This is a genomic window from Pseudomonas sp. ZT5P21 (assembly GCF_054897785.1).
Genome location: NZ_CM142705.1, coordinates 2,511,151 through 2,525,863, shown reverse-complemented (window position 1 = coordinate 2,525,863; position 14,713 = coordinate 2,511,151). Strand labels below are relative to the sequence as shown.

The 14,713-nt window shown below is 59.2% G+C and carries 17 protein-coding genes; 9 read left to right on the top strand and 8 right to left on the bottom strand.

From position 1 onward, the window contains the following. Positions 1–228: 228 nt before the first annotated feature. The 3 genes from ACYZT9_RS11795 (at position 229) to ACYZT9_RS11785 (ending at position 1,226) form a co-directional block, all read left to right on the top strand. A complete protein-coding gene (locus tag ACYZT9_RS11795) occupies positions 229–465 on the top strand; it encodes a hypothetical protein (protein ID WP_462010303.1) in 237 nt (78 codons plus the stop codon). 159 nt (positions 466–624) lie between these two features. After that, positions 625–855, top strand: a complete 231-nt coding sequence (locus ACYZT9_RS11790; RefSeq protein WP_462009927.1) for a hypothetical protein — start codon at positions 625–627, stop codon at positions 853–855. Between the two features lie 131 nt (positions 856–986). Further along, on the top strand, positions 987–1,226 hold the full coding sequence (locus ACYZT9_RS11785; protein WP_462009926.1) for a DUF2789 domain-containing protein: 240 nt from the start codon (positions 987–989) through the stop codon (positions 1,224–1,226). 195 nt (positions 1,227–1,421) lie between these two features. On the opposite strand, the gene ACYZT9_RS11780 is transcribed toward ACYZT9_RS11785, so the two are convergent. Next, positions 1,422–2,645, bottom strand: coding sequence for a methyl-accepting chemotaxis protein (locus tag ACYZT9_RS11780; protein WP_462010207.1), 1,224 nt, complete (start codon positions 2,643–2,645; stop codon positions 1,422–1,424). A gap of 581 nt (positions 2,646–3,226) precedes the next feature. Then, complete coding sequence (locus ACYZT9_RS11775; RefSeq protein WP_007907888.1) at positions 3,227–3,631, bottom strand: TraR/DksA family transcriptional regulator; 405 nt, start codon at positions 3,629–3,631, stop codon at positions 3,227–3,229. Positions 3,632–4,034: 403 nt separating this feature from the next. Between ACYZT9_RS11775 and ACYZT9_RS11770 the strand changes: the two genes are divergently transcribed. After that, the gene (locus tag ACYZT9_RS11770; RefSeq protein ID WP_462009925.1) at positions 4,035–4,646 is read left to right on the top strand and encodes a glutathione S-transferase; all 612 of its coding nucleotides are present in this window, start codon (positions 4,035–4,037) and stop codon (positions 4,644–4,646) included. 197 nt (positions 4,647–4,843) lie between these two features. Here ACYZT9_RS11770 and ACYZT9_RS11765 read toward each other — a convergent pair whose 3' ends face one another. After that, on the bottom strand, positions 4,844–5,773 hold the full coding sequence (locus tag ACYZT9_RS11765; protein ID WP_462009924.1) for a hypothetical protein: 930 nt from the start codon (positions 5,771–5,773) through the stop codon (positions 4,844–4,846). Between the two features lie 274 nt (positions 5,774–6,047). On the opposite strand from ACYZT9_RS11765, the gene ACYZT9_RS11760 reads away from it, so the two are divergent. Next, on the top strand, positions 6,048–6,731 hold the full coding sequence (locus tag ACYZT9_RS11760) for a response regulator transcription factor (RefSeq protein WP_462009923.1): 684 nt from the start codon (positions 6,048–6,050) through the stop codon (positions 6,729–6,731). After that, complete coding sequence (locus tag ACYZT9_RS11755) at positions 6,709–8,103, top strand: sensor histidine kinase (protein WP_462009922.1); 1,395 nt, start codon at positions 6,709–6,711, stop codon at positions 8,101–8,103. The genes ACYZT9_RS11760 and ACYZT9_RS11755 overlap by 23 nt, the downstream gene beginning before the upstream one ends. A gap of 133 nt (positions 8,104–8,236) precedes the next feature. Here the strand turns inward: ACYZT9_RS11755 and ACYZT9_RS11750 are convergent, their stop codons facing one another. Genes ACYZT9_RS11750 through ACYZT9_RS11740 form a run of 3 tightly spaced genes read right to left on the bottom strand, consistent with a single transcriptional unit; the run spans position 8,237 to position 10,490 of the window. Beyond that, positions 8,237–8,647 carry an SRPBCC family protein gene (locus ACYZT9_RS11750; RefSeq protein WP_462009921.1) on the bottom strand — a complete coding sequence of 137 codons (411 nt, stop codon included), beginning with the start codon at positions 8,645–8,647 and terminating at the stop codon, positions 8,237–8,239. A gap of 26 nt (positions 8,648–8,673) precedes the next feature. Then, positions 8,674–9,471, bottom strand: coding sequence for an SDR family NAD(P)-dependent oxidoreductase (locus ACYZT9_RS11745; protein WP_462009920.1), 798 nt, complete (start codon positions 9,469–9,471; stop codon positions 8,674–8,676). Positions 9,472–9,473: 2 nt separating this feature from the next. Next, positions 9,474–10,490: an aldo/keto reductase gene (locus ACYZT9_RS11740; RefSeq protein ID WP_462009919.1), complete on the bottom strand. Its 1,017-nt coding sequence runs from the start codon at positions 10,488–10,490 to the stop codon at positions 9,474–9,476. A gap of 118 nt (positions 10,491–10,608) precedes the next feature. On the opposite strand from ACYZT9_RS11740, the gene ACYZT9_RS11735 reads away from it, so the two are divergent. Both ACYZT9_RS11735 and ACYZT9_RS11730 read left to right on the top strand, forming a co-directional pair. Continuing rightward, positions 10,609–11,520 carry a LysR substrate-binding domain-containing protein gene (locus tag ACYZT9_RS11735; RefSeq protein ID WP_462009918.1) on the top strand — a complete coding sequence of 304 codons (912 nt, stop codon included), beginning with the start codon at positions 10,609–10,611 and terminating at the stop codon, positions 11,518–11,520. Between the two features lie 227 nt (positions 11,521–11,747). Then, positions 11,748–12,668, top strand: a complete 921-nt coding sequence (locus tag ACYZT9_RS11730; RefSeq protein ID WP_462009917.1) for a LysR substrate-binding domain-containing protein — start codon at positions 11,748–11,750, stop codon at positions 12,666–12,668. Here the strand turns inward: ACYZT9_RS11730 and ACYZT9_RS11725 are convergent. Beyond that, the gene (locus ACYZT9_RS11725) at positions 12,589–13,182 is read right to left on the bottom strand and encodes a DinB family protein (RefSeq protein ID WP_462009916.1); all 594 of its coding nucleotides are present in this window, start codon (positions 13,180–13,182) and stop codon (positions 12,589–12,591) included. The two genes, ACYZT9_RS11730 and ACYZT9_RS11725, sit on opposite strands and share 80 nt — an antisense overlap. A gap of 249 nt (positions 13,183–13,431) precedes the next feature. Here ACYZT9_RS11725 and ACYZT9_RS11720 point away from each other — a divergent pair, with 249 nt between their 5' ends. Then, positions 13,432–13,749: a DUF2388 domain-containing protein gene (locus ACYZT9_RS11720; RefSeq protein WP_462009915.1), complete on the top strand. Its 318-nt coding sequence runs from the start codon at positions 13,432–13,434 to the stop codon at positions 13,747–13,749. Positions 13,750–13,821: 72 nt separating this feature from the next. Here the strand turns inward: ACYZT9_RS11720 and ACYZT9_RS11715 are convergent, their stop codons facing one another. Further along, positions 13,822–14,613, bottom strand: a complete 792-nt coding sequence (locus ACYZT9_RS11715) for an SDR family NAD(P)-dependent oxidoreductase (protein WP_462009914.1) — start codon at positions 14,611–14,613, stop codon at positions 13,822–13,824. Between the last annotated feature and the right edge of the window lie 100 nt (positions 14,614–14,713).

Sequence of the window (14,713 nt, the reverse complement as noted above, 5' to 3'; positions counted from 1 at the left end):
CGTCAGAAGTTGAAGGAAAACGCCCTTCTGACCGCCAGAAAAACAGGATTACCAACCTTAAGGAAAAAACGCTGCAAAAAAAGCCTTTTTCCGACATATCGCCCGTAAAAAATTGCTTTAGATGAACATCAGTCGTCCACCCGTGACGGTGATTCTAGAGCAGCGATGCTCATCGAGACTACCCAAAACGACGTACACACGTCGCCAAAACAATGAAAAGGACTTCATATGTGCACCCTGACACACTTCGCACCTCAAACAAGCCATCCATCGACGCTGTCCCCGGCGATGTTCCCGCACACGGTGTTTCATCCTGCAGAGCCTGCCATGCCGCGTTTCCAGGTGGTGCTGGCCGGTAATGCCTTCTTCCACATCAAGGAAATTTCCACGGGCCACGTAAGAGGTTTCCGCAGCAACCATAACGAAGCCTGTGCACTTGCCCGCGCACTCGAATTACGTCGCTGAACGTTCCGCCTCATTCCATTGATATAGACGTTTCGTCATGCCGACGACTTAACTCAGCCGTCGGCAGGCAACTACTGCCATACTGGCGAACCTATAGAACCCGCTCCCAGGCCGGACGGCGTTCAACACAACAGACTATTTCCAAGGGAAGGCTGCAACGTGACGGAATTTGATATCGGCGAATTTTTTATCCAGGGCGAAGCCAGAGAGGTCGAAGGCGAATTCCAGGCAGTCATTGTCATGCGCGCCAAACCACCGCTGACCACCGTGACCTATCACCAGGTCGAAAAGGATCGCTGGTTCAAGACCTCGGACATTGCCGCCATCGCCGCCAAGGACGCTGCCAAGGCCCTGAAGGTTGCCGTCGATGAAGGGGCATTGAAAGCCTGATCAGCCGATTCGCGGACTATGCTCATTCCTGCTTTCGAATATCGCTATCGAACTCCTGAAGCGCGGTTCTCTCAGATGCTATGCAGCCGCACCTCAGATCTCGCACCCGCGCGACCAGCAAGGAGATGATGATGGATTCACCCACGCACGATTTGAAAGGCTTGTTCGACCAGCTCGGCCTGGACTCCAGCGAAAAAGCCATCGACGATTTCATCGCCAGCCATTCCCCGCTGCCCGACGATAAAAAGCTTATCGATGCCGAATTCTGGACACCACAACAAGCCGCCTTCCTGAAAGAACAATTGCGTGAAGACGCCGATTGGGCGCGGGTGGTCGACGACCTGAACCTGCGTATGCATCAGGTTCATTAGTCAACGCAGGCTGTCGGGTGCTTCGGCACTTGATTGTGCCAGCCAGGCAGCCCTGCACTCTTGCGCTTCATCGTCCGGATATACACGCGGTCAACAACATCCAGGTCGACAGTCAGGCCGCCTTCGCGAGCAAGCTTTGCTCCTACAGAAGCGGATAGGAGGCATCCGCGAAATCAGTGGAGCACCCTAGTACCATCAGCGAGGCCCCTGCGGCTTGTACCCCAAACGCAACCCACCCCAATGCCGTCCCTTGAGCATGATCGGCACCGAAAGGTCGTGCATCAGCTCCCCGGTATCCCGCGTGTAGGTCTGCAACAAAACAGCCTGTTGATGACTGCCACAGCGAATCCCGGTGCGATCGGCAAATTTGCGTTTGGTGCGGTTTTGCAGGGTATCGACCTGCACATCGCCGGTCAGTGGCTGGGTGAAGACTTTGTTATGAGTCGGCACATAGCCTTGCTGCGTACAAGCGATGGCGAACACCAAGCCTTCATGACGCGGCAGCAGCGATTCCTGAATCGACGGCAAAACCTGATCGGTGTAACGGTCAAAACGCGTCTGGTACTTGGCCGGACTCGTGTTTGGAATGGCCTGGTAATTGCGGTCGAACAAGTCATCGAGGCTGACACGGCCTTGGTCGATATCAGCTTCGAAACGCGCCGCAATCTGACTCGCGCCTTCGCGGGCCAGGTCATAAATCCGCTGGTGATAGTCATCCAGTCCAACTTCGGCGAGGCGCTCGCTGATGGTTTCGGCCTGACCTTCCATTTGCACGGCCGCCTCTGCCAGGCGCCGGGTCTGTTGATCGCTGATCGCCAGGTCGCTGCGCATCTGCTCGATGGCGTGAAACAGACTGTCGAGTTGCTCGCGGTTGGTCTCGGCGCCCTTGGCAATGTCGCCGACCTGACTTTCGACACCGGCCGCCAGGTGGGCAATTTTTTCCAGGTGCTGACCCGTGCGCTCGACCTGTTCGACGCCGATGTCGAGGTCGCTGGACAACTGGCGGATCTGCTCAACCACTTGCGCGGTGCGTTGCTGAATATCGGCAACCATCTCGCCGACTTCGCCGGTCGCCGTCGCCGTGCGCGCGGCCAGACCGCGCACCTCATCCGCGACCACCGCGAACCCGCGTCCGTGTTCCCCGGCACGGGCCGCTTCGATGGCCGCGTTCAATGCCAGCAGGTTGGTCTGGCTGGCGATGGACTGGATCACCAGCGTGACTCGCTGGATATCGTCGCTACGCAGGCTAAGGGCTTCGATCAGCTCACGGCTGTTGCTCGCGCGCTGACTGAGTTGATGCATGCGGCTGATGGACTCGATCAGCTCCGATCGCCCTGCCGCGCTGCTCTGGTGAGCTTCGCTGGCAGCACTGAGGGCGGTTCGACTGAGCGTCGAGGTGACGTGTTCGGTAGCGATCATCACTTCGGCATTGCTGACAATTTGCGCCGCGGCACCGAGTTGTGATTGCAGTTTGTCCGCCAGCTGCTTGACCGAATAGGCCACGCCAGCGGCTGACAGCGCATTGTGACTGGTGGCGTAGGAAAGATCGCGAGTCAGATCGGCAATGGCGCCAGAGCTGTCGCCAGGCGCTGGGTCGAGGATGGCTCGGGACCGCAGGCGAGGCAGCCAGATTATCAGTACGGCCAATGGCAGGCCGACATAAAGCGACCAGTTGCCCAGCGTCATGCCGCATAACAAGAGCGTCAGGACGATGCTTTGCAGGGTTGGCGTCAGCCAGCGGTTTTTCGGTAAAAGCGCGGGCGCAGGCACTGCCCCGACCAGAATTCCGTCTCTCCTCATCTTTGTCACCCCACGTCACTTCTAATTGTTGTGCCCGCATTAAACGCCACTACAGGGCCATTATCCATGGTCCATTAGTAGTGGGCGTTGCAGCAGATCAGTAGGCGTAGCCGAGGTTTTTCGCAGACGAAAAAAAGCATCGCGGGCCAGCCTTGCTCCTGCAGGAGTGAGGCTGGCCCGCGATGCGGGGCGCTACGAAATCAGGCCTGACGCTGGTGCTTGTCGATCTGTTCGTGACGCTCTTGAGCTTCGATGCAGTACTTGGTGGTCGGGCTGATCAGCAGGCGTTTCAGGCCGATGGCCTCGCCGCTGTCGTCGCACCAGCCGAAGCTGTCTTCCTTGATGCGCTCCAGTGCCTGTTCCAACTGAGGCAACATGCGCTGGTCGCGATCGATCGCATTTACCAGCCAGGTGCGCTCTTCTTCGACAGAAGCTGCGTCAGCCGGATCGGCCGGGGTGTCCAGGCTCTCGATGGCGATGCGGTTCTGCTCGATGCGCTCATGGGTTTCGACTTTCATGTTCTGCAACAGCTCAGAGAAAAAAGCATGTTGCTCGGCATTCATGTAGTCATCCGCCGGCATGGCCAGCAACTTGTCCTTTGTCATTGATATCTCTATAAAAAAACGTGCATTAAGGCGAATTAGGGAGCGTTCCGGCCGACTGGGTCTGGCCATCGGAACGGCGCCGTTTATTCCAAGCGCCACCCGGCACTCAATTTACGAGGGCCGGCAGTCTAAGGCCGACTTGAGGCCTCAGCAACTGAAAAGACAGCGAATTTGCCCGACAAGCCCTGAAACTGCTCTATGGCAGCCTTTGCGGTGGTTATCGGAGTGCGTTTATAGCAAGAAATTCAATCGAGCGGCTGTATATAGAAGACAAACGGCTTCGACCCGCGTGTTATCGACCGCTTTCGCAGGTTGATGAGCCCGATGCGCCACCCCGTGTGCAGCCCGTGGAACCTCAGCTAAGGTTGTTCGTCCCGACACGGTCATCTAAAGGAGCGGTGCTATGAAACTGATCGGTATGCTGGATTCACCCTATGTGCGACGCGTAGCCATTTCTGCCAAACGCTTGGGCATCGACCTCGATCACCAATCGGTTTCGGTGTTTCGGCACTTCGAACAGTTCCAGCAGATCAACCCGGTGGTCAAGGCGCCGACGCTGGTGCTGGGTGACGGCGAGGTGCTGATGGACTCGACGCTGATCATTGATTACCTCGAGGCGCTGGCAGCACCGGGTAAAAGCCTGATGCCCGGCGAACTCGATCAACGTCTGCGTTCGTTACGGTTGATCGGCCTGGGGCTCGCGGCGTGCGAAAAGTCAGTGCAGCTTTATTACGAACGCAACCTGCGTCCAGCGGAGATTCAATACCAGCCTTGGGTCGAACGGGTCGAGGGGCAACTGGCGGCGGCGTATTCCGCGCTGGAACGGGAGCTGGATCAGCAACCGCTGAAGACGGACGGTTCGATCGGTCAAGACGGGATTACGCTGGCGGTGGCCTGGAGCTTCACCAAACTGGTTGTGCCTGATCAGGTGGATGCCCGGCAGTTTCCGCAGCTCACTGCATTTACGGCGTATGCCGAGGGACTTGCAGAGTTTGTGAGAACACCTATCGAGTAAATGAAATCCGCTGCCTGAGCTACCGCTATAAGCGTCAACCTCAAATCAAAGCCCAAAAAGCCGCTTCTACCAAAGGCAGAAGCGGCAGAGGCATAAGCCCCGGAACATCATTACGTAAACAGGGCGATCAGGATGATGATCGGGATAGGTATGCCGAGAAAGAACAACAGTATTGAGCGCATGAGAATTCTCCTGAGTTAACGAACAGGTACGGTGGTGACGTAAGCGTCGGTTTCCAGATACTCCACGGCATCCCGACGACGACCGCCGAAAGTAGCGGCCAGGCTCGCAAAAAACGCACCGATCAGCAGTGCAATGAACATCCACAGCGACGTCCATGCAGCAACTTTGGCGGCCGTGTCAGCCGCTTGTTGTGCGGCCAGCTTGGCGTCGGCGACAGCTTTCTGGGTGCGTGCGTAAACTTCATCGACACGACGCTCGGCGTCTGCCTGAGGAAGGTTGGTCCGTTGGGCCACCAGTTGTGCCAGATAAGTCCGGTCTTCGGCTGCCAACTGACCGTCATTGCCAAGAGAACGCACGAAGATTCGGGTCACGGTGCCGCGAGCTGCGTCATCACTGACGGCAGCCGGGTTATCGTTGCGGAACAGGCTGTCGACGAAATAACCGTACTGGTCGCTAGAGGTATTACCGGCTGCGGTTCCAGCTGCTTGAGTCGCGGCACTTGCGGCACCGCCGACAACATTCGCTCCGGCCTGCACACCACCGCTGACAATACCGCTGACCGAACCGACGACCAGCGTCGCGGTCACCAGTGTCGCCACGCACCAGGCCAGGAAGCCATGGGCCGTGTCGCGGAAGTAGACTTCATCGCCATGCATGTTCGCCCACTTCACCCGCAGGCGACCGGCGATGTAACCACCGAGTCCGGACGCGACGATCTGGGTCACAGCCAGCCAGATGATTGTTGAAATGCCCAGGCCCTTGGCGCTCACGCCCTCATGGGCCCATGGGGAAACTGCCGAAAAACCCAGCCCGAAACCGAGCAATACCAGGATCAGCGACAACGCCGCCGCCGCAGCGGCCCCAGCGAAAATCGCACCCCAGGAAACGCCCGACTGGGAACTTGACTCTTCTGCGGCATAGAAACCATCAGAGGATCTATTCATTATTATGTCGCTCCAGGAAGATGTTGTTACAACTCGTCACAGGACGAATTGCAGACACCGTGCCAGTCGCCGACGCCAAATAAATCGTTGCACTTCAATAAGATAGAAAACCTGAAACTAAGTATTCCATGCAAATTGCAAGAAACCGGCAAATTCAGCGGGTTTTATGCATTGCCACGGACAGCACCGCCAAATGAAGTTTTATTTAAGAAGGCTGCGATCATTTGTTGGCAAAATGCCGCACACCGCTGGGAACTATTAATCAGGCCAATCCATGACACGCATCTTGACCATCGAAGACGACGCCGTGACCGCCCGGGAAATCGTCGCCGAATTGAGCAGCCACGGACTCGACGTGGATTGGGTCGACAATGGCCGCGAAGGTCTGGAGCGCGCGGCCAGCGGCCATTACGACCTGATCACCCTCGACCGCATGCTGCCCGAGCTTGATGGTCTGGCGATTGTCACGACGCTGCGGACCATGGGCGTGGCGACGCCGATCCTGATGATCAGCGCCCTCTCCGATGTCGATGAGCGCGTGCGCGGTTTGCGCGCCGGTGGTGACGATTACCTGACCAAACCATTCGCCACCGATGAAATGGCCGCCCGGGTCGAAGTGCTGCTGCGTCGCCAGAACACCGTGACCGCCCAGGCCACCACGCTGCGGGTCGCGGACCTGGAACTGAACCTGATCAGCCACGAAGCCAGCCGCGACGGGCAGTTGCTGACACTGTTGCCCACCGAGTACAAGTTGCTGGAATTTCTGATGCGCAACACCGGGCAGATTCTGTCGCGGATGATGATTTTCGAAGAGGTCTGGGGCTATCACTTCGACCCCGGCACCAACCTGATCGACGTGCACATCGGCCGACTGCGCAAGAAGATCGACCCGCCGGGTAATGTCCCACTGATCAGGACAGTGCGAGGCTCGGGTTATGTCATTGCCGAACCCCTCTAAAGGCTGGCGTTCTTCCAGCAGCCGGTTGCTGGCGCTCTACAGCACGCTGTTCGTGCTCTGGAGCGGGATTCTCATGGGGGTCATGTACTACGAGGTGTCCGCTTACCTCGACAATCTGGCCAAACACTCGCTGATGCAACGTCAGCATTTGTTTTCGCGCTTTTCCGGCGAACAACTGGTGGATGCCCTCGCCGTCAGCATGACCTTCGACATTCGCGGCATCGATGCCTACGGCCTGTTCGATGCCGAGCATCGGTATCTCAACGGCGCCCTGCGCCACATTCCCCAGGGTCTGCCGCTGGACGGCAAAATCCACATGCTCGGCGACTGCGCCGACGCCGACGACCCGACCCTGCCCAGCGACAGTTGCGACGCGGTGGCGACCCAGACGCGTGATGGTCGCTGGTTGATACTGGTACGCGACAACGGCTCGCTGTTCGCCGTGACCCGAATAATCCTCCACGCGTTGTTCTGGGGCGTGACCCTGACTATCTTGCCGGGCATCGTCGGATGGCACCTGTTGCGCCGTCGACCGCTGCGACGCATCCGCGGGATTCAGGCCAGTGCCGAGGCGATTGTGGCCGGCGACCTGACCCGACGTTTGCCGTTGTCCAATCGCCGCGACGAACTGGACATGCTCGCCGCCATCGTCAACGCGATGCTTGAACGCATCGAGCGTTTGATGAACGAGGTCAAGGGTGTGTGCGACAATATTGCCCACGACTTGCGTACACCGCTGACCCGCCTGCGGGCGCAGTTGTACCGCATGCAGCAACAGGCGGGCGAAGGCTCCCGGGAAGCGGCACAACTGGATTCTGTATTGAGTGAAGCGGACACGCTGATGGCGCGCTTTCGCGGATTGCTGCGGATTTCCGAGCTGGAGGATCGGCAACGGCGTTCCGGTTTTGTACAGCTCGACCCGGTGCCATTGTTGCAGGAACTGCACGACTTTTATTTGCCCCTGGCGGAGGAAGACCAGCTAACTTTTCGGCTGCAATTACCTGACACCTTGCCGCCGCTCAATGGCGATCGTGCGTTGTTGTTCGAGGCGCTGGCCAACCTGCTGAGCAACTCGATCAAATTCACACCGCCCGGTGGCGAGGTGGTGTTGCGGGGAATCGATGAAGGTGGGCATACACGGATCGAAGTGCTCGACTCCGGCCCCGGCATTCCCCTGGCCGAACGCGAGGCGGTATTCCAGCGCTTCTATCGCGCCGAGGGCGGCCATCAGCAAAGCGGGTTCGGGTTGGGACTGTCAATCGTTGCGGCGATTGCCAGCCTGCATGGGTTTACGCTTGAAGTGGAGACCAGCGAACTTGGCGGTGCGCGGTTGGTGCTGGATTGCCGGCAGAGTTCGATTACCCGGACCTGACGCTAACTCAAGAACAAAGTAGATCCTTGTGGGAGCGAGCTTGCTCGCGATGGCGGAGTGTCAGACGACATCTTTTTGCCTGTTAAACCGCTATCGCGAGCAAGCTCACTCCCACAGGGGATTTGTGGTGTTATCAGGCCAGGTAGTTGGCTCGAAGGGCCTCAAGGCCACCCTGATAAATCCCGGTGAACAGCGTCACCACTTCTTCCTCGCTCACACCCACCGGCGTAAACCGACCCGACCAGGTCACCCGCGCGCCCTCGCCTCGTGCTTCAACGCGAATAGTCGCCAGATAATCAGTCGCCGGAAAAGGCGCCTGCAAAATCGCGTAGCTGTAAGTCTTCGCGGCGTTATCAAACGCCTCCAGCCGCTCTACGACGACCGCGCCGTCGACCGTTTGCAAGCTGCGCACTCGCCCGCCTTCGCTGGCCTCACTGTTGGTAATAAACGGCAGCCAGTCCGGCAACGAATTGAAGCCGCCTATCAATTGCCAAACCTCATCGGCCGAAGCCGGGATGTCGATAAACGCTGATGCAGTTGCCATGTCATTCTCTCTCAATCAAAAAAAAATCAGATCGCCATGCTGTCGACGACACCGCCGTCGACGCGAAGGGCCGCGCCAGTCGTTGCCGACGACAACGGCGAAGCAATGTACGCCACCAGGTTCGCGACCTCTTCGACATTGGCCACGCGCTGGATGATCGACGTCGGCCGCGCCTTGCGCACGAAGGCGTCGGCTTCCTCCCGAACACTGCGCCCCGATTCCATCGTGGCGTCCTTGAGCATCTGCTCCAGACCATCGGTCAACGTCGGGCCCGGCAAGATCGCATTGACCGTCACGCCCGTGCCCGCCAGCCGTTTGGCCAAGCCATGGGACACGGCGAGATTAGCGCTTTTGGTCACACCGTAGTTGAGCATGTCGGCCGGAATCGCAATCCCGGATTCCGAGGACAGGAAGATCACCCGACCCCAGCCCTGCTTGACCATGTCAGGCACGTAATGCCGTGACAGGCGCACGCCAGAAATCACGTTGACCTCGTAGAAACGCGTCCATTCGCTGTCCGGCGTGTCGAAAAAATCCTCCTCGTTGAAAATGCCAAGGTTGTTCACAAGGATGTCCGCTCGCGGCTCGGCGGCGAACAATTGCTCGGCGCCTTCGGCCGTACCCAGGTCCGCAGTCAAACCACGCAACTGTGCACCCGGCACGCTCTGGCGAATGCTCGCCAGCGCTTGCTCGACCTTGGCCGTCTCGCGGCCGATCACCACCACCGTGGCGCCGGACTCGGCCAGTGCCTTGCTGATGCCCAGGCCAATGCCGGCGGTGCTGCCGCTGACGATGGCGAGTTTCCCCGTCAGATCGATCTTCATGTTCAAACTCCTGTGACAGGCAGTGGAGCGCGTTCAGACACTAGCTTCGCTTCACGCATCGCTTGCCAGAAAGCAGCGGGAATGACCGCCGACAACGCAGCCACATCTTCAGCAATCCGGTCCGGACGACTGGAACCGGGGATCACCGCCGCGACCGCCGGGTTAGCCAGGGAGAAATGCAACGCAGCGGCCTTGATGTCGACACCGTGAGCGGCGACGATGCGTTTGATCTGCTCGACTTTATGGATGATCGCCGGGCTCGCCTTCTGGTATTCGAAGTGCGCGCCGCCGGCCAGAATGCCCGAGCTGTAAGGACCGCCGACGACGATCTCGACGTTCTGCGCCAAGGCAGCGTCCATCAAACGTTGCAGGGCACGGTCGTGATCCAGCAGCGTGTAGCGGCCCGCCAGCAGAAAACCGTCCGGTTGGGCTTCGGTCAGATCAAGGGTCAACTCGCAAGGCTCGACCTTGTTCACACCCAGGCCCCAGCCCTTGATCACGCCTTCTTCACGCAAACGGGTCAATACCTTGAAGGCGCCGGTGCGGGCCTGGTTGAAGTATTCCAGCCATTGATCGCCGTAGAAATCCTGAGCGATGTCGTGCACCCAAACGATGTCCAGGCGATCGGTTTGCAGGCGTTTGAGGCTGTCTTCGATGGAACGCATCGTCGCGTCGGCACTGTAGTCGTTGACGATCTTGTTCGGGCGACCGTGTTCAAACACCCCACTCTTCTCACCCAGATTACGGGCAGCGGCCTCTTCGACTTCGTCGAGAATCACCCGACCGACCTTGCTGCTCAGCACGTAGTCGTCACGGTTGTATTGGGCCAGTGCGGCGCCAAGTCGAATTTCCGACAAGCCCGAACCGTAAAACGGCGCGGTATCGAAATAACGCACGCCGGCATCCCAGGCGGCGTGCACGGTGGCCATCGCCTCTTCTTCCGGGATGGCGCGGAACATGTTTCCCAGTGGGGCGGTGCCGAAACCCAGCGTGCCGGGCAGTTTGTCTTTCAAGCTCATGGATATTTTCCTCTTCATGTCAGTGGTCAGTTCAAATGACCGATGAGCCCATCATGGATTGCCGGGGTCGGACCGTCCAAGACATAATGTGCAGCACTTGAGTCCCTATAGGTCTTACATGATCGACATCCGCCAATTGCGCTACTTCGTTGCCGTCGCCGAAGAAGAACACGTCGGTCGCGCCGCCGAACGCCTGCACATTTCCCAATCGCCGCTGAGCCGGCAAATCGCCCAGCTCGAGGAACGCCTGGGCTTGACCCTGTTCGAACGCAGCCAGCAGCGCATTCGCCTGACCCGCGACGGCCAGACCTTCCTCGCCGAAACCCGCGCCCTGCTGACCCACGCCAATCGCCTCGAATCCCTCGGCAAACGCCTCGGTCGCGGCGAAGAAGGCGGCTTGTGCATTGGCTACATCGAAAACGCCATGCACGCCGGCGTGTTGCCGAATGCCCTGCGCGTGCTGCGGGTCGAACGGCCGAATGTGCACGTCGCGCTGTACAACCTCCGTTCCGCCGAACAACTCGAAGGCCTGCGTCAGCGTAGTCTGGATATTGCCCTTGTCAGCGAACCGCCGACCGATGACGACCCGGACCTGCTGGGTTTCCAGGTACTGGACGACCCGATGCTGCTGGCATTGCCTGAGCATCATCCACTGGCTAACCAGACAACATTGACCCCGGCCGACCTCGCCAATCAGGAATGGATCGGCGTGCAACACCACCAGAATGTCAACAGCCGTCAAGACTTCGTCAGCGCATGCATCCGCGCCGGCTTCACCCCAGACATCCGCATGGAAGCTACCGGTCCATTCACTGCAATGGCTCTGGTGGCCTCGGAACTGGGCATAGCCATGATTCAGAAAGGCTTGAGCCGCAACGCACCGCCGGGCGTGGTGCTGCGGGAAGTGCCGTGGATTTCCTTCACCAGACCCCTGTGGGCGGCGTGGCACCGGATCAATTTGCGGCCGTTGGTGGAGACGTTCAGGAAAGTGCTGACCGAGCCGGGTTCGGTCACACAAAAAAGCGGGTGATCCCGATGCCCTTCAGCTAAACGCAGTACATGTGGAAGCGAGCCTGCTCGCGAAAGCGGTGTGTCAGTCGACATTGTTGTTGTCTGATACCCCGCCTTCGCGAGCAGGCTCGCTCCCACAGTATTTTGCAGTGACTGATGAAATCGGCCGACCTGCTGGCCGCCATCGCAGGGTCAGGGTTTGGTGCTTTACTGAACAGACCCCGACCCCCTGCGAGTAGCCCCGCCATGAACCGCAACGACCTGCGCCGCGTGGACATGAACCTGTTGGTGGTTTTCGAAACCCTGATGTTCGAAAAGAACCTGACCCGGGCCGGGGAAAAGCTGTTCCTCGGCCAGCCCGCCGTCAGCGCTTCATTGGCCAAGTTGCGCGATCTGTTCGACGACCCGCTGCTGGTGCGCAACGGTCGTGCGCTGGAGCCAACCCAGCGCGCACTACAGATTCTTAAAGAGCTGCAACCGGCGATGGACACCATTTCCGGCGCGGTCAGCCGGGCCAAGGATTTCGACCCGTCCACCAGCCGCGACGTGTTTCGCATCGGTCTGTCCGACGACGCCGAGTTTGGCCTGTTTCCACCGCTGCTCAAGCAAATCCGCGAAGAGGCGCAGAACGTCGTGGTGGTGGTGCGGAGGGTGAATTTCCTGCTGATGTCGTCGATGCTCGCCAGCGGCGAGATTTCCGTCGGGATCAGCTACACAACCGAACTGCCGGCCAACGCCAAGCGCAAGAAACTGCGGGACTTGAGCGTGAAGATCCTGCGCGGAGACAATCGTCCCGGCACCCTTACGCTGGATGATTACTGCGACCGGCCTCATGCACTGGTGTCGTTTTCCGGGGACCTGACCGGCGCTATCGACAACGATCTGGCGCGTATTGGCCGCTCACGCCGCGTGGTGCTGGCGGTGCCGCAGTTCGCCGGGCTGCGCGCTTTGCTGGCCGGTACCGACATGCTCGCCACGGTGCCGGATTACGCCGCGTGTGCGCTGATCGAAGGCAGCAGCCAACTCCGGGCCGACGACCCGCCGTTTGACATCAACCTGTCCGAACTGTCGATGGTCTGGAACGGGGTCAACGATAACGATCCGGCAGAACGTTGGTTGCGCTCGAGAATTGCGCAACACATGTCGGCGCCGCTTTCGGTGCTTTGAGGGCATTGAAGGCAGGATCGGTTTCGCGCAGGTAGATCGGCATATCGGTCATCGGCGGCATGGCCGGAATGTCGAAATACATCTGGATCACCCAGCCACGGTGATAACTGGCGTGATTGACCACGTGCATCAGCATCGCGCCGGCGCTCATGGTGCCGCGCTCTCCCGAAACAAACGTGAACTCGACGGGTTTATCCAGTGATACTTCGGTCTGCCGTTCGCTCCAGTCGCAGTACCAGTGATCGATGTCCTTTTGCGCCATGCGCAGATCGGCCAGGTCGGGATGCAGCAGATCGTGCGAGGTCTTGAAGCCGTGTCCCCGGCCTTCGAGATGGGCCTTCCAGATGCAGTCCACCACGTAGATATGGTTCAGGGTGCCGATCATGTTCTTGAACACCGAAACCCGCGTTTTGTTGACCTCGCCCGGCGGCAAATCGGCCAGGCTGTCGAAGAGCCGCTGATCGGCCCAGCGTTTGTAATCGGCCAGCATGCGGGCAGTGCGTACGTTGATCATCAGAGGTCTCCCATTGCGATGGGCACACTGCCAAGCATAGTCCTCGTGACGCGGGGCAGCGCAGTCGCTGATTATCGGTCGCTCAAAACGTCGCTGCTCGCTGATGTGCTCGACGCTGGCGTCATTGGCCTTGGCGGCGGCGTTCAGGATTTGTGCAAACGCTCGGTCCAAGGAACTCTTGACGGTCGACGCGAATCCAAAATTATGTGGTACTTCCTTTCCGCTTTACGCTTTCAGAGGAACACCGTCATGCGCCGTCTGACCATCATCTCCTCCCTTGTGTTGTGCTTACCCTTCGGTTCGACTTTCGCGAAAGTGGATGCGGGCGATGTGGCCACCTCGGCGGGGCTTTCTGCTTCGCTGTACTCGACGTTCAAGGACGACAAACTCATGATCCCCGCCCGGGATGACGCCTCCAGCTTCGTGGCCAGTGGCGGTGCGATTCGCGGCGTGTATCTGGAGTCGGTCATGAAGCAGATCCGCCAGGACAATCCCGGCCTTGACGCCAGCGACGAAGAACTGGCCAGAGCCATTCTGGTCCAGGACGGCGCTACCGCGGGGCAATGAAGCTGAGCCCGGCGAGGTAGGGCTCGTAACACTGGAGAGCGTTGCCGGCCCTGCTTCGCTTCAGCCCACTCCTCAGCGGTAACGCGGCGCTGCCGCGGAGTTTCCGAACAGGCCCGACAGGTTTTTGCGCTGGGCTTCATATCGGTCCCACTGCTCTTCGTCGTGCAGGCCGGGAATAGTCACCACTTCTCCCTTCGCAAGCCCTTTCAGCGCGGCATCGACCATATCCTCGGCGGTCATGACGATCTCCTGCGGCAGATTTTCCACCGGGTTGCCGGCCTCGCTCCAGAAATCGGTGGCGGTGGCGCCAGGCAGTACAGCCTGAATGCGGATGCCTTTGTCGGCCAGTTCGTGGTGCATGGATTGGCTCAACCCCAGAACGAACGCCTTAGTCCCGCCGTACACGCCATTGAGAATCTCAGGTGCAATCGCAACGATTGAGGAGATGTTGATCACGGTGCCGTTGCCACGGGCAACAAACCCGGGCGCCACCGCGTAGGCAAGACGCATCAGTGCGGTGACGTTAAGGGTGATCATGTCTTCCATGTCATCCACCGGGCTGCCCAGCAACGGCATGACAGCGCCGACCCCGGCGTTGTTGACCAGCAAGGTGATGCTAGCGTCCGTGCGCAGAATCCCTTCGACCCGATGCAGATCGGCCTTGTCTTTCAGATCGGCAGCGACGACTTCTACGGCGCGCCCGGTTTCGTTGCTCAGGTGATTGGCCAAGGCGTTCAGTTTCGCCTGGCTGCGGGCGACCAGAATCAGGTCGTACCCCTGACGCGCGAGACGGTCGGCGTAGACCGCGCCGATGCCGGAAGAAGCGCCTGTGATCAGGGCGGTGCCTTTGGATGAGAGAGCCATGTTCAGTTTCCTTCACAGTGAGGCGAGAGGTTCGCCGGGTGTGAACAGTTATAAATGCACTCACGCTTGTCTCAAATGACGTTTAAAGTACTCATTTAGG